At 61.2% G+C, this 22,291-nt stretch carries 18 protein-coding genes and 2 pseudogenes; 19 read left to right on the top strand and 1 reads right to left on the bottom strand.

Going from position 1 to position 22,291, the window contains the following annotated elements:
* Together PMI29_RS03660 and PMI29_RS0130450 are read left to right on the top strand one after the other, a co-directional pair.
* Window positions 1–953: FAD-binding protein (locus PMI29_RS03660; RefSeq protein ID WP_008003151.1), on the top strand; the 953-nt coding region annotated here is incomplete at its 5' end.
* Between the two features lie 3 nt (window positions 954–956).
* On the top strand, window positions 957–1,313 hold the full coding sequence (locus tag PMI29_RS0130450) for a hypothetical protein (protein WP_033052699.1): 357 nt from the start codon (window positions 957–959) through the stop codon (window positions 1,311–1,313).
* A gap of 32 nt (window positions 1,314–1,345) precedes the next feature.
* Here the strand turns inward: PMI29_RS0130450 and PMI29_RS03665 are convergent, their stop codons facing one another.
* The gene (locus tag PMI29_RS03665; RefSeq protein ID WP_008003150.1) at window positions 1,346–2,281 is read right to left on the bottom strand and encodes a LysR substrate-binding domain-containing protein; all 936 of its coding nucleotides are present in this window, start codon (window positions 2,279–2,281) and stop codon (window positions 1,346–1,348) included.
* Between the two features lie 158 nt (window positions 2,282–2,439).
* Here PMI29_RS03665 and PMI29_RS03670 point away from each other — a divergent pair, with 158 nt between their 5' ends.
* The 17 genes and pseudogenes from PMI29_RS03670 (at window position 2,440) to PMI29_RS03740 (ending at window position 22,090) form a co-directional block, all read left to right on the top strand.
* Window positions 2,440–3,138, top strand: coding sequence for a fumarylacetoacetate hydrolase family protein (locus PMI29_RS03670; RefSeq protein WP_008003149.1), 699 nt, complete (start codon window positions 2,440–2,442; stop codon window positions 3,136–3,138).
* A gap of 89 nt (window positions 3,139–3,227) precedes the next feature.
* Entirely contained in the window at window positions 3,228–4,595 is a 1,368-nt protein-coding gene (locus PMI29_RS03675) for an MFS transporter (protein WP_008003148.1), read from the top strand.
* 22 nt (window positions 4,596–4,617) lie between these two features.
* Window positions 4,618–5,256 (top strand): maleylacetoacetate isomerase, encoded by a 639-nt coding sequence (gene maiA / locus PMI29_RS03680; protein ID WP_008003146.1) that lies wholly within the window; start codon window positions 4,618–4,620, stop codon window positions 5,254–5,256.
* A gap of 64 nt (window positions 5,257–5,320) precedes the next feature.
* On the top strand, window positions 5,321–6,520 hold the full coding sequence (locus PMI29_RS03685; RefSeq protein WP_008003144.1) for a 3-hydroxybenzoate 6-monooxygenase: 1,200 nt from the start codon (window positions 5,321–5,323) through the stop codon (window positions 6,518–6,520).
* 90 nt (window positions 6,521–6,610) lie between these two features.
* Window positions 6,611–7,723: a cupin domain-containing protein gene (locus PMI29_RS03690; RefSeq protein WP_008003142.1), complete on the top strand. Its 1,113-nt coding sequence runs from the start codon at window positions 6,611–6,613 to the stop codon at window positions 7,721–7,723.
* 269 nt (window positions 7,724–7,992) lie between these two features.
* A pseudogene (locus tag PMI29_RS32945) lies at window positions 7,993–8,155 on the top strand (alpha/beta fold hydrolase); the annotation flags it as partial.
* A 451-nt stretch (window positions 8,156–8,606) separates the two neighbouring features.
* Entirely contained in the window at window positions 8,607–9,551 is a 945-nt protein-coding gene (gene mhpB, locus PMI29_RS03695; protein WP_008003140.1) for a 3-carboxyethylcatechol 2,3-dioxygenase, read from the top strand.
* A gap of 43 nt (window positions 9,552–9,594) precedes the next feature.
* Window positions 9,595–10,464 carry an alpha/beta fold hydrolase gene (locus tag PMI29_RS03700; protein WP_008003137.1) on the top strand — a complete coding sequence of 290 codons (870 nt, stop codon included), beginning with the start codon at window positions 9,595–9,597 and terminating at the stop codon, window positions 10,462–10,464.
* A 118-nt stretch (window positions 10,465–10,582) separates the two neighbouring features.
* The gene (gene mhpD / locus PMI29_RS03705; protein WP_008003134.1) at window positions 10,583–11,389 is read left to right on the top strand and encodes a 2-keto-4-pentenoate hydratase; all 807 of its coding nucleotides are present in this window, start codon (window positions 10,583–10,585) and stop codon (window positions 11,387–11,389) included.
* A 32-nt stretch (window positions 11,390–11,421) separates the two neighbouring features.
* Window positions 11,422–12,357 (top strand): acetaldehyde dehydrogenase (acetylating), encoded by a 936-nt coding sequence (locus PMI29_RS03710; protein ID WP_033052700.1) that lies wholly within the window; start codon window positions 11,422–11,424, stop codon window positions 12,355–12,357.
* A 10-nt stretch (window positions 12,358–12,367) separates the two neighbouring features.
* Window positions 12,368–13,396 (top strand): 4-hydroxy-2-oxovalerate aldolase, encoded by a 1,029-nt coding sequence (dmpG, locus tag PMI29_RS03715; RefSeq protein ID WP_008003130.1) that lies wholly within the window; start codon window positions 12,368–12,370, stop codon window positions 13,394–13,396.
* A 102-nt stretch (window positions 13,397–13,498) separates the two neighbouring features.
* Window positions 13,499–14,605 (top strand): annotated as a pseudogene (locus tag PMI29_RS33195) (HAMP domain-containing protein); the annotation flags it as partial.
* Window positions 14,606–14,620: 15 nt separating this feature from the next.
* On the top strand, window positions 14,621–15,472 hold the full coding sequence (locus PMI29_RS33190) for a methyl-accepting chemotaxis protein (RefSeq protein WP_443216469.1): 852 nt from the start codon (window positions 14,621–14,623) through the stop codon (window positions 15,470–15,472).
* Between the two features lie 198 nt (window positions 15,473–15,670).
* Entirely contained in the window at window positions 15,671–16,720 is a 1,050-nt protein-coding gene (locus PMI29_RS03725; protein ID WP_008003127.1) for a YCF48-related protein, read from the top strand.
* A 35-nt stretch (window positions 16,721–16,755) separates the two neighbouring features.
* Window positions 16,756–19,128 carry an efflux RND transporter permease subunit gene (locus PMI29_RS03730; protein ID WP_008003123.1) on the top strand — a complete coding sequence of 791 codons (2,373 nt, stop codon included), beginning with the start codon at window positions 16,756–16,758 and terminating at the stop codon, window positions 19,126–19,128.
* A 65-nt stretch (window positions 19,129–19,193) separates the two neighbouring features.
* Window positions 19,194–20,801 carry a DUF1302 family protein gene (locus tag PMI29_RS03735; protein ID WP_008003121.1) on the top strand — a complete coding sequence of 536 codons (1,608 nt, stop codon included), beginning with the start codon at window positions 19,194–19,196 and terminating at the stop codon, window positions 20,799–20,801.
* 20 nt (window positions 20,802–20,821) lie between these two features.
* Window positions 20,822–22,090 carry a DUF1329 domain-containing protein gene (locus tag PMI29_RS03740; RefSeq protein ID WP_008003119.1) on the top strand — a complete coding sequence of 423 codons (1,269 nt, stop codon included), beginning with the start codon at window positions 20,822–20,824 and terminating at the stop codon, window positions 22,088–22,090.
* The last annotated feature ends 201 nt before the right edge of the window (window positions 22,091–22,291 follow it).

Below are 22,291 nucleotides of genomic sequence, written 5' to 3'. Positions count from 1 at the left end.
GCTGCCGCACTCACCGCATCAGCCGCCATCCTGACGGCTTGTGGCAACTCGATTGCGCGGACGGTCGGCAGTTTTCCACGCGCTCGCTGGTACTCGCCACGGGAGGCTTTCACGCTAACCTGGAATGGCGCACCAAGTACCTGGGGCCGGGATGGGATCTGGCCAAGGTCCGTGGGTCGCGCTACAACACCGGTGACGGGATCCGCATGGCCATGGAGGTGGGCGCCGTGGCGCACGGGAACTGGTCCGGTTGCCACGCAGTGTTCTATGACGTGAACGCGCCGCAAATGGGTGACCTCAGCCGCCTAAACCAGCAAAAGAACTACTTCCACCTGGGTGTAGTAGTCAATGCGCACGGCAAACGTTTCGTTGATGAGGGCCAGGATTTTCGCAACTACACCTACTCCAGCATGGGCGCCAGCGTCATGGCGCAACCAGGGGGCGTGGCCTGGCAGATCTTTGACCAGCACAGCCACCACTTGCTGCCCGATGAGTATCGGGTACGCCAGGTGACGCGTCTCCAGGCAGACACGCTGCAAGGGCTGGTCGAGCAGATGGAGGGGGTCAACGGCAACGCGCTGCTGCAAACTCTGGAGACCTACAACACTGCCGTGCAGCTCGATGTGCCATTCAACCCGGCCATTCGTGACGGTAGAGCGACTCAAGGCCTGGCATTGCCCAAGTCGAACTGGGCCAACCCGTTGGATCGTCCGCCCTTTGTGGCCTACGCGGTGACCTGTGGTATCACCTTCACGTTCGGCGGCTTGAAGGTCAACAGCCAGGCCCAGGTGCTGGACGAAGAGGATCAACCGATTGACGGGCTCTACGCCGCGGGCGAGTTGGTGGGCAATCTCTACTACGTCAAATACGCCGGTGGGGCGGGGCTGACCTCGGGTTCGGTGCTGGGACGTATCGCAGGTGCAGAGGCCGCTGTTCAGCGAAAGGCGCATTGAGAAATGCGTCGTTTACGATGGCAAGCAATCGAGCACCTGACGTCAGGTCATAAGTTGATAGGCGGGTTGGCTCTGGCTGCGGGAATATTCATTGTGTCTGCCCACTTTTCTTTTGATGAAAGTGATCGACTGTTGCCTCAGGGGATAGCCAATATCGATTTGTTCGCGATTGAAACGTGCAGGGCAGAATCCGAACCGGATCAAAAATCAGCTTCCCGCCATGCGCTCGCTACGACTCCCGGAGCATGTCTGGGGCAACAAACCAGTCATGAGCTGCAGGATGAAATGGAGAGCGCCAAGGCTTATTGTCGACAGTTCGAATACCAGGGCGGGGCTCAATGGATGCCGCATAGTTTTTGAGCACTATCAGCAACAGCATGTGGGGGCATTTGCTAAAGGTTGTTCATAGTCTGGCCCTCTTGGCCTGAGGCTTTAAGCAAGCACTCGCGAAAGTCCACAACGGCATTGTCGATGTAGGGTTCATCGCGCCAGCAGACACCAATGCAGCCTTCTGCATCCATTTCAAAGTTCAAGGCCTTGACCAGGCCACGATTAGTGAAGTGCTCTGCGACCCGGCCGGAGGCTATCGAAAGCATGTCGCTGCTTTGCAGCAGCCACAGATTAGCCATTAGCGATGACGACTCGACCCGACTTGGCAAGGGTTTGAGCCCCGCGTTGCTCAACGCTGAGTCCAGCCGCTGGCGAATGGGCGTTCCCTCCGGCCAGAGAATCCAGTCGAACCCATAGAGATCGTCCCAGCAAAGGTCCGACTTCAAGGTCAATGGGTGGCCGGGGCGGGCGATGACCTGCATGGGCTCGCGAAACAGCATCTGGCTGTTCAGCGTTTGCCGCGGCTGATAGCTGTCGAGACGCCCGACGACCAGGTCCAGTTGGCCAAGCTCCAACCGTTCGAGCAGTACGTTCATGGTGCTCTCTTGCAGAGAGATATGTGCCCGAGGGTGCATGGCCAGAAAATGAGCGATGGCATCGGGTACCAGGCTGGGCGCCGATGCGGGCGAAGTACCGATGGCGATGTTTGGCGCGTTGCCTTCCTTAAGCGCATCCATGTTGTTCTGAGCACGCTCCATCTCGCTCAGGATGCGTCGCACGTGGTTGATCAGCAGCTCGCCCTGGACCGTTGGGCGCAAACCGCGAGCGTGGCGCTCGAACAACGTGGCACCGGCATCTTCCTCCAAGTCCTTGAGCCATTTCGACAGCCCTGGCTGTGTTGTATTGGCGGTACGGGCGGCGTCGCTGACGCTGCCGGTTTCGGCGAGGCTGATCAGCAGATGCAGGTGTCGCAGGCGCAAACGGGTTGTCCAGGTCATGGTGCTCATATACGTAAAAAAGTATGGATGCATCGGAAAATATCATTATTCGCGTAAGGCTGGCAGGTTTTTAATGGGCCAACGCCGGTGGTAGCTGCATTCCAGCGCAACCTGCTTGCCGTGGTCAGCATGACCCACCCTTTACCTGGAGCCCTCCCATGAGCTACGTATTCGAGCCACAAGCCCCAGTGACCCTGGAGGTCGCTGGCAGTGAGCAAAAATTTGCGGTACGCCGCGTTTATTGCGTAGGCCGTAACTACGCCGCTCACGCCCGTGAAATGGGCTTCGATCCCGACCGCGAGCCGCCGTTCTTCTTTTGCAAGCCCGCCGATGCGGTGATTTCGGTTGCCTATTACCAGCCTCTGGAACTGCCTTATCCGGCCGAAACCAGCAACTACCACTACGAAATCGAGCTCGTCGTGACCATTGGTAAGGCGGGTCGCGATATTCCGCTGGAGCAGGCGAACGACTATGTCTATGGCTATGCCGTTGGCCTGGACATGACCCGCCGTGACTTGCAGATGAAAATGCGCGAAATGGGCCGCCCGTGGGAAATCGGCAAGGCATTCGATGCGTCGGCGCCGATCGGCCCATTACACCCGGCGAGCCAGATCGGCCACCCGAGCCAGGCCGGTTTGTGGCTGCAGGTCAATGGCACCGATAAGCAACGCAGCGATATCGACAAGCTGATCTGGTCGGTACCGGAAACCATCAGCTATCTCTCGCGCTTCTTCGAACTGCAGCCTGGCGACTTGATCATGACCGGTACACCTGAAGGTGTGGGGCCAGTGGTGGTCGGCGAGCGCATGACCGGAGGCGTAGAGGGCTTGGGCGAGATCCAGGTCGACATCGTTTAATACGTTCCGGGGTCGGCTCCACGCCGTCGACCCCGAATCGAATTTCCAATACGTGGCCCGCACAATCGGCAGGCCCGGAGGATTAGCTCATGTCTTCCACCGATAACAATAAAAGTGTGGACGTACAGGATTTCATCGACAGCCGGCCGGTCAGCCGCTTTCAGTGGATGATTCTAGGGTTGTGCTTTCTGGTGACGGCCATTGATGGCCTTGATACTGCCGCCGTCGGTTTCATCGCCCCGGCCCTGCGTGACGAGTGGGGTTTGACTTCTGCGCAACTCAATCCGGTACTCGGTGCTTCATTGCTGGGCCTGATGCTCGGCGCTTTCATCGCCGGCCCGCTGGCTGACCGTTTCGGCCGCAAAACCATTCTGCTGGTTTCCGTTTTGTTCTTCGGCGGCTGGAGCCTCGCTGCCTGCGCCTCACAAGATGTCTTGAGCCTGACCGCCATGCGGTTCCTGACCGGCCTCGGCTTGGGTGGTGCCATGCCCCAAGCGATCACCTTGACCTCTGAATACTGCCCGCAACGCCGTCGCTCGTTGATGGTCACCACGATGTTCTGCGGATTCACGCTGGGATCAGCGCTCGGAGGCGTGATTGCTGCCCAGATGGTACCGCTCTACGGTTGGCGAAGCGTGCTGTTGCTGGGAGGTGTCTTGCCACTGTTGTGCCTGCCGATTCTTTATGTGTTCCTGCCTGAGTCGGTGCGGTTTCTGGTGCAGCGCGCGGCGCCTGTGAAGAAGATCAGCGCCATTTTGCAACGCATCTCGGGGCAGCCTCTGTCAGGTAATCCGCGATACGACATTCATGACGGTGTCGGTGAATCCAACAATCTCCAATCACCGGTTCGGCAAATTCTCAGTGGTAGCCATCGCACAGGAACCTTGCTGCTGTGGAGTTCATTTTTCATGAGCCTGCTGATCATCTACATGATGACCAGCTGGTTGCCGATCCTGATCAAGGACACAGGCCTTTCACTGAGCCAGGCAGCTAGGGTCAGCGCCATGTTTCAGGTTGGTGGCACCCTGGGGGCCATTCTCCTGGGCGCAGCGATGGACCGATTCAACCCCTTCCGGGTGCTGGTCTGTGCCTATATCACCGGCGCTTTCTGCTTGATGCTTATCGGTCTGTTTCACGATCAATTCACCCTGTTGACCATCGGGGTGTTCGGCATGGGCTTTTGCATCAGCGGTTCGCAAGTCGGGGCCAACGCCCTGGCAGCGAGTTTCTATCCGACCACCATGCGTTCAACCGGGGTCAGTTGGGCCCATGGTGTCGGCCGCATCGGCTCGGTCATTGGTACGTTGGGCGGTGGCTGGATGCTTGGCATGGGCATGGGCTTCAACGGCATTTTTACCGTCCTGATGTTGCCCGCCTTGTTGGCCGGCGCCGCGATTTTCGTGATGGGCCTGTGTTACAGCCGCTCGCTGGCGCAACCGTCAATCGCCGTTCATTGATACACCATAGGAATTTGTCACCATGAAGCTCTACAGTTTCTTCAATAGCTCCACCTCCTACCGAGTGCGTATCGCGCTCGCGTTGAAGGGGCTGCCTTACGACTACCAGGGCATCAACTTGCGTGAGGGCCAGCAGTACAGTCCTGCTCATCGCGAGCTGAGCCCGATTGGCGGTGTGCCGGTGCTTGATGCAGATGGCAACCTGTTGACCCAATCCCTGGCCATCATCGACTACCTCGACCGCCAATACCCCGAGCCGAGCCTGGTCCCGGTCGATGCCCTGCAGCGTGCCCGCGTCCTGGAAATCGCCAACCTGATTGGCTGCGATGTTCACCCGGTGAACAACGTACGTGTGCTCAATTACCTGCAGAACGTATTGGCGGTCACTGTCGAGCAAAAGTCAGCCTGGTACAAACACTGGGTCGCCGAAGGTCTGAGTGCTGTTGAAGCACTGCTGCAACGCAATGACAGCGGCAACTATTGCGTGGGTGACAAACCGGGCCTGGCTGAATGCTGCCTGGTACCGCAGGTGGCCAATGCCGAGCGCATGGGCTGCGACCTGTCCAGCTACCCGCGGATCATGGCCGTGTATCGCCATTGCCTGGAGCTACCAGCCTTCGAGGCCGCTGCACCTGCACGACAACCCGATTTCATTGCATGACTTATCCGCAGGCTTCGCTGCCCATTCAGGAAGCCTGCGTTGCAACATACTGGAGACTCGTATCATGACTGCACAAAACCAAGAACAGTCGATTATCGTCGTCGGCGGCGGCATCGGTGGCCTCGCAGCCGCACAAGCGTTGACCCAGCAAGGTATCGCAGTGCTGCTGCTGGAGCAGGCTGACCACATCGGCGAGATCGGTGCTGGCATCCAGCTTGGCCCGAATGCGTATGCCGCGCTCGACGCGCTGGGCGCGGGAGCCGCAGCCCGCAGCCGCTCGGTGTTCACCGACCACCTGATCATGATGGATGCAGTCGATGCCCACGAAGTGGCCCGCATCGATGTCGGCCAAGCGTTTCGCGATCGCTTCGGCAACCCTTATGGAGTGATCCACCGTGCCGACATTCATCTGTCGATTCTTGAGGCGGTGCAAAACAATCCGCTGATACAGTTCAAGACGTCCGTGCGTATCGAACAGATCGAGCAGGATGACGATGGCGTGACCCTGACCGACCAAAATGGCACCGTCTACCGCGCTGATGCGGTGATCGGCTGCGATGGCGTTCGTTCAGTGGTGCGCGATGCCTTGCATGGCGAGCCGCCGCGCGTGACTGGGCATGTGGTGTATCGCGCGGTCGTGGAGGAAAAAGACATGCCCGAGGACTTGCGCGTCAACGCGCCGATGCTCTGGGCCGGTCCGCGCTGCCACCTGGTGCATTACCCGTTGCGCGGTGGCAAGCAATACAACCTGGTGGTCACTTTCCATAGCAATCAACAGGAAGAGTGGGGCGTTACCGAAGGCAGCAAGGAGGAGGTACTTCGCTACTTCGAGGGTATTCACCCGCGTCCACGCCAGATGCTTGATCGTCCGACCTCATGGCGTCGATGGGCCACCGCAGACCGCGATCCAGTGGACAAATGGGGCGAAGGCCGCATCACCATCCTTGGCGATGCTGCTCACCCAATGACTCAATACCTGGCTCAGGGTGCGTGCAGTGCACTGGAAGACGCCGTGGTGCTGGGGCAGGCGATCAAACAATGCAATTTTGACCTGGCGGCAGCCTTCCTCTTGTACGAAACCATCCGCATCCCGCGTACGGCCCGGATCCTCTGGTCGGCTCGCGAGATGGGGCGCCTCTATCACGCCAAAGGTGTCGAGCGCCAAGTGCGCAACCAGCTGTGGGTGGGGCGTACGCAGGAGCAGTTCTACGACGCCATACAGTGGCTGTATGGCTGGAGCCTCGACAACTGCATGAAGCACTGATTCGGTCGTTGCTTCCCTTCACGCCAGCGTCGGCTGCCGGCCATGAACCGGACCACGCATCGCCACTTAATTGAAAGAGGATTCGTAGCCATGTCCAATCATGATGCACTTGAACCGGCCCCCGTTCACAACGCCATGGCGCCGGATGACACACCCGAACTGCGCCAGTTGTATGCCGACTTCGAAGCCGGGCACATGATGCCGCTGTGGACGCAGATCGGTAACCTGATGCCCAAACATCCCATGCCGCGCGCCGTTGCGCATGTCTGGAAATGGTCCGACCTGTACCCATTGGCCAAGCGCTCCGGCGACCTGGTACCGGTCGGTCGCGGTGGCGAGCGCCGGGCCATTGGCCTCGGCAATCCGGGGCTCGACGGCCGCCCTTATATCAGCCCGACCTTATGGTGCGCCATCCAGTACCTGGGCCCACGTGAAACGGCACCCGAACATCGCCACGCACAAAACGCCTTCCGTTTCGTGATCGAGGGCGAGGGCGTCTGGACCGTAGTCAACGGCGATCCAGTGCGCATGAGTCGGGGTGACCTGTTGTTGACCCCGGGCTGGAACTTTCATGGTCACCAGAACGTGAGCGACCACCCGATGGCCTGGATCGATGGTTTGGACATCCCGTTCTCCTTTCAAAACGATGTTGGCTTCTTTGAATTCGGCTCGGAGAAACTGACAGACCTCACCACGCCTGAGTACTCGCGTGGCGAACGTCTGTGGTGCCATCCGGGTCTGCGACCGTTGTCGGGCCTTGCGAACACCGTCAGCTCACCCATTGGCGCCTATCGTTGGGAGCACACCGACCGTGCGCTCGCCGAGCAGTTGCGACTCGAGGAGGAGGGCTACGCCGGAGTCCTGGAAAAAGGTCATGCGGCGGTGCGCTACATCAATCCCACCAACGGGGGAGATATCATGCCTACTATCCGTGCCGAGTTTCATCGCTTGCGTGCTGGAGCGGTGTCGGCCGAGCGTCGGGAAGTGGGTTCGCGTGTCTTCCAGGTGTTCGAGGGCAAGGGACAGGTGGTTCTGGATGGCGTCATGCGACGGCTGGAAAAAGGCGACCTCTTCGTTGTTCCGTCCTGGATCACCTGGTCGCTGCAAGCTGAAAGTCAATTCGACCTGTTCAGTTTCTCCGATGCACCGATCATGGAACGACTGCACTTCGACCGCACAATGGTCAATGGCCAGTTGGTCTGACAGGGCTTTGCAGGGCTACCATGCCTGCACCCGCACAGACACTGTTGAAATGCAGGTCGACCCGGTTCGACCTGCCAATTCCGAAAGCATTTTTCCGAGTAATGCTGACAGCTGTGTGCCGATTAGCGAATCAACGATCCATAGTGCCGGCAGCCCCGAAGGTCTCCCGCAGACAGTTGCCATGACACAGCCCCGATACTCTTGGGACGCTGCGCCCTAAGAGTCATCCCTTTCAAGGTCATTGCGCCTTGGCCGCCTTGAGCACTCGACCCGGCGCCAGCGGCTGGGCGAATTTCAATCGCAACATCGAGTCGCTGACCGAGGCCGGATACCGGGTGATCCTGATGGACTGCCCGGGCTGCCGGTTCGCGTTCCGACCTCAACGCCTGTGCACTCAAAGGTTTGCTCGATGTGCTGGGCCTGGATCGGGTGGAGAGAGTTCATTCGTGCCAATGCCGACCGAAGGCATCTAGTCGAATCCGCCCGGGGATAAAACGGCCCCCATCTATCCGACTTCAATCAACTTGACGAGTCCGGTGGCAAAAGTTTTTGCGCTGCCGGGATAACGCGGTCATCCATCGGAGTGCCGGTGCCGGGGGGGCTTTCTATGATCGGGTCGTGTCAGTGGCGACGCACTGGGGTGCGCCGTTGGAAATGGGTATCGGTGACCAATTGCCATACCGGACGAAGCTTTTTGCCTGAGATGCCAACCGACGAAACCGGCACGCCAATGGCCAATGAAGGTTGGTAACTGATGCCTGCTATGGAGTTGATCGCTCATGAGTGATGCGATGTACCGAGCCATCCTGAAGTTTGCCGAGCCGGGTTCTAGCGGGAGGGCTCTCGGCGGATACCCCCTTTCGTGTAAGCAAGGTGGCCTGAAGTGAGTGCCTATCTGCAATGCCTGTCGCATACCCCACTGGTCGGTCATGTCGACCCGCTTCCAGCGGTTCTGGCTGAGGTCGATGGCGTGGTGGGCGACGCCCGGCAGCGGATCACACAGTTCGATCCGGAGCTGGTGATCCTGTTCGCACCGGATCACTACAACGGCTTTTTCTATGACGTGATGCCATCGTTCTGCATTGGCATGGCCGCCCATGCTATCGGCGACTTCGGCACCGCTGCCGGTTCGCTCAGTGTTCCCAGAGATCTGGCCGAGGCCTGCGCCACAGCGGTACTCGATGCTGGCGTGGACACGGCCGTTTCCTACTGCATGCAGGTCGATCACGGCTTTGCCCAACCGCTCGAGCTACTGCTCGGCGGGCTCGATCGTTGCCCGGTAATCCCGGTCTTCGTCAACTCGGTGGCCATCCCGCTGCCGGGTTTCCAGCGGGCCCGCCTGCTAGGCGAGGCCATCGGGACTTTTGCCCGGACGCTGAATAAACGGGTCCTGTTCCTTGCATCCGGCGGTCTGTCGCATCAGCCACCGGTGCCGGAACTGGCCAAAGTGGATGCCCGCCTGGCCGACCGGTTGATGGGCAGCGGCCGAAACCTGCCGGCCGATGAGCGTGAAGCGCGCCAGCAGCGGGTCATCCTCGCGGCTCAACGCTTCATCGAAGACCCGAGCTCGCTGCACCCGCTCAACCCGGAATGGGATCAGCAGTTCCTCGACATTCTGGCCGAAGGGCGCCTTGCCGAACTGGACGGATTGGGCAATGCCGAGCTGTCTGCCCTCGCCGGTAAATCCACTCACGAAGTGAAAACCTGGGTGGCGGCTTTCGCCGCGCTCTCGGCCTTTGGCCCCTATCAGGCAAACGACCGTTACTACCGCCCGATTCCCGAATGGATCGCAGGCTTCGGCTCGCTCAGTGCCAAACCGTCGGTCTGAAGCGACTTCGTAATGCCATTCTCTGAACTCAAGGAGTTAGCCAATGAGAGAAACATCCCAAGCCCTGACCGAAGCGTCCAGCAGCAAGTTCGCTCGTATCAACGAAGGCGATCTTGAGCTGAACATCCATTACAACGACTGCGGCCAAGGCGCCGAGACAGTAGTGATGCTGCACGGTTCTGGTCCGGGCGCCAGCGGCTGGGCCAACTTCAACCGCAACATCGAGCCATTGGTCGAGGCCGGCTACCGGGTGATCCTCATGGATTGCCCAGGCTGGAGCAAGAGCGACTCCATCGTTTGCACCGGCTCACGCTCGGATCTTAATGCCCGTGTGCTGGAAGGCCTGCTCGATGTGCTGGGCCTTGAGCGAGTGCATATTCTCGGCAACTCCATGGGTGGTCACAGCGCTGTCGCCTTCGCTCTGGCCAACCCGCAGCGGGTCGGCAAACTGGTGCTGATGGGCGGCGGTACCGGTGGTGCGAGTTCGTTTGTGCCAATGCCGACTGAAGGCATCAAGCTGCTGCAGGGGCTGTATCGCGAGCCGACCGTCGAGAACCTGAAGAAGATGATGAACGTCTTTGTCTTCGACACCAGCGACCTCACTGAAGAGCTGTTCCAGACTCGCCTGGACAACATGCTGTCACGTCGGGACCACCTGGAAAATTTCGTCGAGAGCCATTCCATCAATCCGAAACAGTTCCCTGACTTCGGTCCGCGCCTGGGCGAAATCAAGGCACAGACATTGGTTATCTGGGGTCGTAACGATCGTTTCGTGCCGATGGACACCGGCCTGCGCCTGATCGCCCACATCCCCAATTCCGAACTGCACGTGTTCAACAGCTGCGGCCACTGGGCGCAGTGGGAGCACGCCGACACCTTCAACCGCATGGTGCTGGATTTCCTGAGCCACTGATCGGGCACCTGGCGCTGGCGGACTTCGGTTCCTCCCACTCCAGCGCCAGGCATGCTCGATACCCTCTTGGCAGGGTATCGGGCGAAGCTTGAGCAGCGCGCAATCTCTGAGGTGAGTTATGAGTGTTACCCAACAGACCCTGGATCAACTGGCCAGCGCCTTGCGCCAGGCCCAGGCCAGCGGTGAAGCGATCGAACCGCTGCGCGAGCAGATTGGCGAAACCAATGCCGAGGCCGCTTACGCCATCCAGCGGCTCAACGTCGCCCATGCCGTGGCTAGCGGTCGGCGCGTGGTCGGCCGCAAGATCGGCCTGACTAATCCCAAGGTGCAACGTCAATTGGGTGTGGATCAGCCGGACTTCGGCACCTTGTTCGCCGACATGTGCTACGGCGACAACCAGGTGGTGCCGTTCGCCAGTGTGCTGCAACCGAAGATCGAAGCCGAGATCGCGCTGATCCTGGAGCGCGACCTGCCAGGCCTCGACACCACGTTTGCCGACGTGATGGCGGCCACCGGCTGGGTCATCCCGGCACTGGAAATCGTTGGCAGTCGGGTCCAGGGCTGGAACATCCGCTTCGTCGATACCGTGGCTGACAACGCCTCCAGTGGCTGCTTCGTGCTCGGCGGTCCAGCCCGTCGCCTGGACGGCCTCGACCTGCGTCTGGCGAGCATGCGCATGACCCGCAACGGTGAAGAGGTTTCCAGCGGCAGCGGCGCCGAATGCCTGGGCCATCCGCTCAATGCCGCGGTCTGGCTGGCTCGGACCATGGCGCGTCTGGGTGAACCGCTCAAGGCCGGCGACATCATTCTCACTGGCGCGCTGGGGCCGATGGCACCGGTAGCGGCGGGCGATCGATTCGAGGCCGAGATCGAAGGTATCGGTCGTGTCGGTGTGGACTTCAAGTTAGAGAGTAGCGCCGAGTGATCGGCGACTTGCGTGCACAAAAGGTAAACACCATGAAAAAACTCAAAGTCGCCATCGTCGGCTCCGGCAACATCGGCACCGACCTGATGATCAAAATCCTGCGTAACGCCAGGCATCTGGAAATGGCGGTCATGGTCGGCATCGACCCGGCCTCGGACGGCCTGGCCCGCGCCCAGCGCATGGGCGTGGCCACCACCCATGAAGGGGTTGAAGGCCTGACCCGCATGGACGAATTCAAGGACATCGACTTCGTTTTCGATGCCACCTCGGCCGGTGCTCACGTGAAGAACGATGCGTTTCTGCGCTCGATCAAACCCGGCATCCGCCTGATCGACCTGACACCCGCCGCCATCGGCCCGTACTGTGTACCAGTGGTCAACCTGGAACAGAACCTCGACCAGTTCAACGTCAACATGGTCACCTGCGGCGGTCAGGCAACCATCCCGATGGTCGCGGCGGTATCGCGCGTGGCCAAGGTGCATTACGCCGAGATCATCGCCTCGATCGCCAGCAAATCCGCTGGTCCCGGCACCCGCGCCAATATCGACGAGTTCACCGAGACCACCTCCAGGGCCATTGAATTGATCGGCGGCGCGGCCAAGGGTAAGGCGATCATCATCATGAACCCGGCCGAGCCGCCACTGATGATGCGCGACACGGTGTTTGTGCTGTCCGAGGCGGCCGACCAAGCCAAGGTCGAGGCCACCATCGAAGAGATGGCCGCCGCCGTGCAGGCCTATGTGCCGGGCTATCGTTTGAAGCAGAAGGTCCAGTTCGACGTCATCCCTGAAGACGCACCACTGCACATCCCCGGCCTGGGCAAATTCTCGGGCCTCAAGACCTCGGTGTTCCTCGAAGTCGAAGGTGCCGCCCATTACCTGCCGGCCTACGCCGGCAATCTCGACATCATGACCTCCGCTGCCTTGGCCACTGCCGAGCGCATGGCGCAGTCGATGCTGAACGCCTGAGGAGACCGACATGACTTTCAACCCGGGCAAAAAACTCTACATCTCCGACGTCACCCTGCGCGATGGCAGCCACGCCATCCGTCACCAGTACTCGATTCAGAACGTTCAAGACATCGCCCGCGCCCTGGACAAGGCCAGGGTCGACTCGATCGAAGTCGCCCACGGCGACGGCCTGCAAGGTTCGAGCTTCAACTACGGCTTCGCGGCGCACACCGATCTGGAGTGGATCGAAGCGGCCGCCGATGTGATCAGCCACGCCAAAATCACCACCCTGTTGTTGCCCGGCATCGGCACGGTGCATGACTTGAAAGCGGCCTACAACGCCGGTGCCCGGGTGGTGCGCATCGCCACCCATTGCACCGAAGCCGACGTCTCGAAACAGCACATCGAATACGCCCGCGAGCTGGGCATGGATACCGTCGGTTTCCTGATGATGAGCCACATGATCCCGGCCGAGCAGTTGGCCGCCCAAGCCAAGCTGATGGAGAGCTACGGTGCCACCTGCGTCTACATGGCCGACTCCGGCGGGGCGATGAACATGCAGGACGTGCGCGAGCGCTTTCGTGCGTTCAAGGCGGTGCTCAAACCGGAAACCGAAACCGGTATGCACGCCCACCACAACCTGAGCCTCGGCGTGGCCAACTCCATCGTCGCGGTGGAGGAGGGCTGTGATCGTATCGATGCCAGCCTCGCCGGGATGGGCGCCGGTGCCGGCAACGCGCCGCTGGAGGTGTTCACCGCCGCTGCCGAGCGCCTCGGCTGGAACCACGGCACCGACCTCTACACCTTGCTTGATGCCGCCGACGACATCGTTCGCCCGCTGCAGGACCGGCCGGTGCGGGTGGATCGCGAAACCCTGGCGCTGGGTTACGCCGGGGTCTATTCGAGCTTCCTGCGCCACGCTGAAATCGCCGCCGCCAAGTACGGACTCAAGACCCTCGACATCCTCGTCGAGCTGGGCAAGCGGCGCATGGTCGGCGGTCAGGAAGACATGATCGTCGATGTTGCGCTGGACTTGCTGGCCACCACCAGGTCTTGATCCGGGTACTGGTTCCCCCGGCGGGCAGTCGCCCGCCGGGGGGTCATCGCAAGCGTGTTGGCCAGGGACTCTCGGCCTGGCCGCCCTCTACAGGAGTTCGTCATGCTGGCCAACCTGTCCCTGAAGAACAAACTACTGTTCACCATCCTGCCGCTGACGCTGCTGATCTATCTGGCGACGATACTGTTGGTCTACCAGTCGAGTCGCACCTCTACCGAGGCACTGGCAGAAGTCGCGGTGGACGCCATCGTCCATCAACAAGCCGCCGAGATTGCCGCCTGGTTTGACAGCGCGCTGCAAGGCGTGCGGACCAGTGCTGACCTGCTGTCGCGGGAAATAGTCGACGGCAAGCTGGTGGACAGCCGCATCGCTGATCAGTTGCTCGAATCGTTGTTGCAGAACAGCCCGCAGGCAAACGCCGCCTGGTGGTTACCAGCGCAAACCGGCGACACGCTGTATTGGCTGCGCGGCGAGCAGGGCGTGCAGCCGGCCCCGGGCGCCTCGCGTGAGGCGGTACGTGAGGCGCTGGGAACTATGGGTGGCGAGCGCGAAAGTGTCGCGCCGCCGCGTGCGTTACCTGGCCTTTCTGCATCGCGACCGGTGATCCTCGTGCAAGTGCCGGTGCGCGTGAACGGGCAGTTGATCGGCATACTGGGTTTGGGCCTGGATGCCAATCAACTGCAGCGGCGAGTCGCCCGACTGCGCCCTTTGGATGTAGGTCTGGCGGCGCTGACTGCCTTTGATACGACGCTGGTCGCTCATCCTGATCCGACGCGTGTGGGCCGCCGTTCGGCCGATACCGAAGCGGATTTTCTGGGCGATCATTTGCAGTCGATGATCGACGCCGTGCGCAATGGCAAGTCCCTGTCCCTGCGCTTCGTCTCGCCAGCGATGCGCGAAGAAGTCTTCATGCTCGCGGTGCCGGTCGTCATCGGCAATACCGCTACACCCTGGTCGTTCGGAGTCGCCCTGCCCAGCGCGGCGGTGCTCGGTGGAGTCAAGACCCTCGCGATCGAGATGCTCATTCTCGGCAGCGTCGCCGTGCTGCTGGTCGGTGGTCTGATCCTGTTGCTTGGCCAAGCCATGGCGCGACCGCTGAATGCAGTGGTGCAGGCCATTGCGCAGTTGGCCTCGGGCGAGGCGGACCTGCGGTCGCGCCTACCGGTCAAGGGGCGCGACGAGCTGGCAACCCTGGCGCGTGAACTCAATGGCTTCCTTGGCACCATGGCCGACCTGGTGGGAGAGATCAAAGGCAACAGCGAGTCCCTGCAACAGACCTCCACCAGCCTGCAGCAGGAAAGCCAGTCCACCGGCGTCGTGGTCGATACCCAGCGAGATGAAATCGGTCAGTTGGCCACCGCTATGCAGCAGATGGCCGTGACCGTAGAGGAGGTGGCCGCCAATGCCGTTCAGGCTGCACAGGCCACCCAGGAGGGGGATCTGGCGGTGGCGCAGGGGCAGGCCACGGTGGCCCGGTTAAGCAGCGCCATCGTCGAGGATGCGCAGCTGCTCGGACAGATTTCCCGGCTGACCGGACAACTGGACCAAGCCAGCCAGGCCATTGGCGTAGTGGTGGCGGTGATTCGTGATATAGCCGAGCAAACCAACCTGCTGGCACTCAATGCGGCGATCGAGTCGGCGCGGGCCGGCGAGCAGGGCCGTGGTTTCGCCGTCGTTGCCGACGAAGTGCGCGCCCTGGCGCGGCGCACGTACAGCTCGACCGAGGAAGTCGGCAAGAGCATCGGCATGATCCAGGACAGCACGCGCAGTGTGGTGGCGATGGTCCAGAAGAGCCACGACACCTCGCAGGCAAATGTTGTCAACGCGCGTGAGGCCGGCATGGCACTGCAGCGCATCACCGAAATGATTGGCCAGGTGCGCGACATGAGCCGGCAGATTGCCACGGCTACCGAGCAGCAGGCCACCACCAGTGAACAGCTGTCGAAAAGCCTGGTGAGCATCGCCAGTTCCGCGCAAAGCGCTTCACAGAGTGCTGGCCAGGTTCACCAGCGCAGTCACCACCTGCAGACCTTGGCGGGCCGCCTTGACGGTTTGGTGAGCCGTTTTCGACTGTGATTCGCGCCTGCGGTGTGTGGCGGACCGGTAGCGGTTCGCAGCGCGCCCATCGCTCCGAAAAATACCCGCATCGACATTAATCGGCGCCCAAGGGACAAGTCAGGCAGTGCCGGGATAGTCCCCTGTTCGGCCATGACTTTAGAGTCGAACTGCCTCAGTCGTCAGCCATAGACGACGCTAACCCGGCGGAATCGACCCATGTCAAAACTTATAAAAATCGATCAAACCACGGCCTTGCCGGTGTCGCCCGCGACCCTCGTTCAACGTGCCTTGCATGCCCTGATGGCGGCGCTTCCGTGGGCGATCATCGGCGGCCTGCTGTGGGCCGGTCTGTTCATCAAACCGCAGCCGGTGGGCGCCACGGTGACGCCGCCGCTGCTCGAACGACGGGACCATTTCTACGGTCTGGCCCTGACCCCGGACGGTGAAGTCTGGGCCAGCGGCTCGAATGGCAAGATCCTCGCCTTCGCTGCGGACGGCCAGTTACGCCGCCTCGCCACGCCGACCGAGCGCACTCTGCAGGACATCGCCGCATGGGACAGCAGCCATGCCGTGGCGGTCGGCAACGACGGTGTTGTGCTGTTCAGCCTGGATGGCGGTCGTCTCTGGCAAGCGGCGGCCAATGTGCCGCGTTCGCAGATCGCCAACAAGCTCAACCGCGTGCGTATCGCTGCGGGCGGCCTGGCCATTGCCACCGGTGAGATGGGTGCATTGCTGATCAGCCATGACTATGGCCAGAGCTGGCTGCGCTTGCGCGAGGAAGAAGACGTTGCCTGGAACGATGTGGCCATCCTCGACGGCGGTCGGCTGGTGGTGGTCGGCGAGTTCGGCCGCATCCTGCGCAGCGATGACCTCGGTCAGCACTGGGAAGCAATCGAAGCGCCGCTGCCCGGCTCGTTGATGTCGGTGCAGTTTCGCGATGCACAGAATGGCGTGGCGGTCGGCCTGGAAGGTGCGCTGCTGGTGACCAGCGATGCTGGTCGGCAGTGGCAGAACATCGACCTGGGCATAGGCGATCACCTGTTCGACGTGCTGTGGAACCCGACCCAGGCTCGCTGGTTCGCCACCGGCTCGCTGGGGCGTTGGGTGAGCGGCAGCGGCGAGGCCGACAGCTGGAAGGTCGGCGTTCTGGATGACCGCAACCTGTCCTGGCACACCCGTGCCCTGGCCGTCGGCAACGATCTCTGGCTGGCCGGCGCCGACCTTGGTCGCTGGAACGGCCGGCGCTGGTCGCCTCTGAAACCCTGATCCCTGCCATGGCCCACTTCATCCGAGAAAACAGCATGATCGAACATATTGCCGAATTCTGTATCCGCCGACGCGCCTGGGTGGTTGGTGTGCTGCTCGCACTGACCCTGACGCTGGGCTGGTTCGCCCTGCACATCGAAGTCCGCACGGTATTCGAGGACATGCTGCCGTCCCGTCATGAATACGTGCAGACCCACGAAAAATTCAAGGACACCTTCGGCGGCTCGAACATGGTCACCATCATGTTTGAGGTCGAGCAGGGCGATATCTTCCGCACCGACGTGCTGGGTAAGGTGCGCAATGTCACCCTTGGACTGCGCGAAGTCTCTGCGGTCAACCCCTACCAGATCACCTCTCTGGCCTCGAAGAAGCTCAAAGAGGTACGTGCCTCCACCGCTGGCATCGAGAGTCGTCCGCTGATGTGGCCAGACCTGCCGGCCAACGCCGAGGCGATGGCCGAGCTGAAGCAGGCGGTACTGCGTAACCCGCTGGTGTATGGCCCGTATGTGTCCAAGGACCTGCAGGCGACCCTGATCACTGTCGACTTCATCGACCAACAGGTCGACTACGCCAAGGTGTTCAGCGAGATCCGCGGTCTGATCGCCAAGGTCGACGATGGCAGCGTGAAAATTCGCGTGGCCGGCGACCCGATCCTTTACGGGTGGGTTGGCCATTACTTGCCGCAAACCCTGCAATTGGTGATCGGTGCCCTGACGCTGACCCTGATCCTGCTCTTCGTTCTCCTGCGTACCTGGCGTGGCGTCAGTCTGCCGTTGCTCGCCGGCGCGGTCAGTGCGCTGTGGGCGCTGGGCATCTGTCGTCTGCTGGGCATCAACTTCGAGCCGCTGGTCATTGTCGTGGCGATGCTGATCACCTCGCGGGCGGTGTCGCACTCGGTGCAGATCGTCAACCGTTTCGACGACGAAATCGAGCTGCTTGCACCCGGTGCCGATATCTCCCGCATCGCCGCCCGGGTCGCTCTGGCGGATCTGTTCCGCCCCGGCATGCTCGGGGTGATCGCCGATGCTGCCTGTATGGCGGTGGTCGCACTCAGTCCGATTCCGATGCTGCAGAAACTCACTGTGCTGTCGGTGGTCTGGGTGTCGACGCTGACCATCAGCGCGGTGATCCTCACCCCGGTGCTGCTGTCCTTCATCCGCAAGCCGCACGGCACCGCGCACCCGATCAACTGCTTGCCGGTACTACGCAAGGTGCTCGACCTGAGTGTTTGGGTCAGTCTGTCGAAAGCCCGTTACTGGGTGCTCGGTGGCAGCCTGCTGGTGGTGCTCAGTGCCGGCGTGTACTCGCTGAACCTGAAGATCGGCGACGCCAACCCCGGTTCTCCGATCCTCTGGCCGAACTCGCCATACAACCTCGACTCTGCTGCGATCAACGCCCGCTTTGATGGGGTCGACCGGATGTTCGTGGTGCTCGGCGAGGACGGCCATGCCGGTCTGGTCAAGCGCAACGACGCGCTGAAGGCGATGAACAGTTTCCAGCGTTTCATGGAAGCGCAACCGGAGATCGGCGGCTCGGTCTCGATCTCCGACGTGCTGCCGCTGGTCAACAGCAGCCTGCGCGAAGGCAACCCACGCTACCTCGAACTGGCCGACAGCGAGGGCGTCAACGGCAGCCTGATGGCCATGCTCGACTCGATTTCCGAGCCGGGCGATACCTCGCGATTTGCCGATGACCAGTACGCCAACGGCTCAGTGACACTGATGTTCCGCGATCGTCAGGGCGAGACCATCCGGACCGCCGTGGAGCGGATCAAGGAGTTCATCGCCAGCCATCCGCTCAGTGAAGGTCACTGGCAACTCGCGGGCGGCCTGGTCGGTGTGATGGCGGCGATCAACGAAATCATCCTGTCCAGCCAGATCGAGGCCATCGCCCTTGCCCTGCTGGTACTCGCCGTTCTCTGCACCCTGGTCTACCGCTCCAGCGTGGCCGGCATGCTGTTCATGGTCCCGGTGATCATCTCCAACATGCTGACCTTCGCCTTCATGACCTGGAAGGGCATCGGCATGAACATCAACACCGTACCGGTGGCTGCGCTCGGCATTGGTCTGGGTGTGGACTACGCGTTCTACATCGCCGACCGGATCAAGGAAGAAGTCGCCGCTGGCGCCAGCGCCGAGGAGGCGGTCCGCAGGGCTCTGCACTCGGCCGGTATGGGTGTGATCGTCACCGCCAGCGTGCTGATCCTCAGCACCCTGCTGTGGTGGATGTCGTCGCTGCGCTTCCAGGCGGAAATGGGCCTGCTCATGGCCATCTGGCTGAGTGCCTCGGCGTTCTGCGCGTTATTCGTCATGCCATCGCTGATCTATGTGTGCCGCCCGCGCTTCATCTTTGGCGAGCGGTCACAGGCATCGGTCGCTGCACCCGCTTCGGCGTGTCAGCTGACCTGAGACGAGATTCCCAAAACAACAACAACCAACGGTTCCTCGCTGCCACCATCTCTTGGGGAGACATCATGAGCAAACACCACAACCCGGGCGCACGCATGCGCGCACCGATCGACAAACTCACTTTAGCGATCGCGCTGAGTACGCTGGCCATGCCACTGCTGGCTGAGGACAGCTTCAAATACGATGGTTATCTGCGCGAAGAACTGTCGTGGAACGCCAAGAACTGGGAGGACACACCGAACTACAACGACAAGGGCAAACTGTCGATGGCGCGCAGCACCGCGCGGCTCAATCTGGATTGGCAGGCCACCGACAAGGTCTCGGTCGTCGCCAAGCTGCGTGCCTCGCGTGAGGTCAAGACCGGCTTCCTCGAACATCTGGAAGACATGGGCGCGAACAACTACCACCACGCCGATGGCCAGGGCGACATCATGGATCTCTACAACAAGCAGGAGATCCGTGAGCTGTACGTCGACTTCCCGGTTGGCGAGCGCACCTCGTTCCGTATCGGCAAGCAGCAGATCGCCTGGGGCGAAACCGATTTCTTCGCCGCCAACGATCTGGTGCATGGCTTCGACTACACCTGGCGCAGCTTCCTCGAGCCAGCCAACGAGGAGCTGCGCAAGACCAACAACATCATCAAGATGAATGTCGATGTGCCCGAGCTGGACGGTGGCCTGGAAGTCTTCGTCCGCCCTGGCCTGGATCGCAAAGAGGACATCGGCACCGAGATCGACATCTATGGCGGACGCTGGTCGAGCCAACCCTATGCCGGTGTCGATTTTCGCAACATTGACCCGTACAACTTTGAAAACGACGAGGGCGACTACCGCGATTTCACCGGTGGCTTGCGCTGGAGCGGTATGGTTGGCGACACCAACTACTCGTTGTCGTACCTGAAGACCTTCTACAACTCGCCGATCCTCAATGCGTCGAACAACCTCGCCATCATCGGCCAGCCGAACACGCCGTCCGGCGCGGTCACCCATGGCACCGACCAGACGCGTGGCGTCGCCGGCGAAGTGATCTATCCGATCGTCGATATCTTCGGTTTCAGCGCCAGCCGCTACTCAGAACTGGCCGATGCGGTGCTCAGCACCGAGGTGGCCTACATCAAGGATGCGCCGTACCAGATCGAACTCTCCACGCCAACGCTGATCAGCCAGATCGTTGCGCCCGGCTTCGACGGTTTCACCCGCAAGGACGTGGTTGCCATGATGCTGCGCATGGACAAGAACATCGCAGCCACCCAGACCCTGCTGGGCACGGAAAAGCCAATGTTCTTCTCGGTGCAGTTGTTCGACAAATGGGTACAGAACTTCGACAAGGACGATCAGCTGCTCTACAGCGTCGGCTGGGGCGGCAAGGTCAAGGAACACTCGGTCCTCGCCACTACCATCTTCGACCTCAGCTACGGCAGCGGCCGCATCCACCCGAACCTGGTACTGGGCGCTGACCTGAGCAACGGCGGCGGCTTCGCCGTGCCGTCGGTGACATTCGAGCTGACCAGCAAATGGCGCTGGAAGGTCGAGTACGACGCCTTCTGGGACGACGCGTCGCGCAGCAGTGACAAGTGCACTGCGCCAAACGCCGCGACCTGTGACAGCACCACCATGTTCGGTTACTTCCACAACCGCGATCAGCTGTACACCAGCCTGACCTACCTCTTCTGAGCCACGCCGGAGATTTTGTCATGACCGTATCCCGTTTTTTCCTGCGCCAGTCCCTGGCCCTGAGCCTCATCGCCGTTGCCAGCAGCCTGTCGTGCCTCGCCGGCGCTGCCGAGCTGCCAGTCGGCACGGTGATTTCCGCCGCCAACCTCGACCAGATCAAGAGCGACACATTTGAAGGGCACACCATTGCCAGTCTGCTCACAGAGAAGATGGAGTGGCGCATCCGCAACAGCGGCTGGAAATTGCCGCTGGCCAAGTCGAAGAACGTTGCGCTCGATCCTCGCTGGGTTGCGGCGACAGCGGCCAACGCCGGCAAGACCTCGATCAACAAGGAAGCCTGCCGGATCGATGGCTGGGGTGCCGGCGCTCCCTTCCCGAACATTGATGAGAAGGACCCTCAGGCGGCAGAAAAAATTGTCTGGAACTTCCACCTCGGCCAACTCATCGGTGACGTGTCCCAGGTGCAGAACTTCACCCAACTGCTGATCGACGGCGGGCGCGGCATTCATGCCGAGCCGGTCGCCGAGTTTTCCCGGTACACCATGAAAGGTCGTCTGACCGGGGGGAGTTCAGTGGAAGGCGATGGTAGCGAGCGCGGTCGGCAGTTGCTGTACTTCAAGTCGCCGTCCGATATGAAAGGGCTCGGTACTTACACCGTCATGTACGACGACGCGAAGGTCAACGACGTGTGGGCCTACATCCCCGCGGTACGCCGGGTACGTCGCCTGTCCGGCGGGGCCTGGATGGATCCGGTCGGCGCTTCCGACCAATTGCAGGATGACCTGGAGGGCTTCAACGCCCGGCCTTGCTGGTATTCGCAATACAAACTGCTGGGCAAGCGCTGGGTGTTGGCGGCCGCGAATGGCAAGGTCGACTTGTGGAACACCCAGGGCACGTCTGCCCAGGAAAAATATGCGGTGCTGGAGAACCAGCCGCCGTACTGGAACATGAACAACGACCTGTACGAGCCGCGTGAGGTTTATGTGGTCGAGGCCATCACGCCGTCGACCCACCCGTACAGCAAGAAAGTGCTGTACATGGAAACCAGATACCCACGCGTCCATTTCGCCGAAGCCTACAACCGCAAGGGCGAGTTCTGGAAGTTCATGGAGTGGCACACCGCCTACAACGCGGCCGACGGCGACATGCGCACCACCGGCAGCGCCGTGATCGACTTCCAGCGCAATCACGCCACGCTGTCCTTGATCGACACGAAGACCTGGAAGACCAACTTCGACGCCAAGTCCAATGACTTCTCCCTGCAGGCCCTGCAGAAGGCGGGGCGCTAGTCCGCCTGCGCGCCCGGCCGTCGTGCGGTCGGGCACTCGTCTGAATTGCTCCACACCCACTCCAACCCACATAGATCAAACGGTCGGATGCCCCCCCATGCGGGGTGTCACGACCAGAGGAACCTAACCATGTCGATGATGAAAGCCGCGCGCCTGCACGAGATCGGCGGTCGATTCACTTTTGATGAAGTCCCCCTGCCG

This window comes from Pseudomonas sp. GM49, from assembly GCF_000282355.1.
GTDB lineage: Bacteria > Pseudomonadota > Gammaproteobacteria > Pseudomonadales > Pseudomonadaceae > Aquipseudomonas.
Note: the sequence above shows the minus strand (reverse complement) of the source record. Positions and strands in the feature narration are given on the sequence as shown.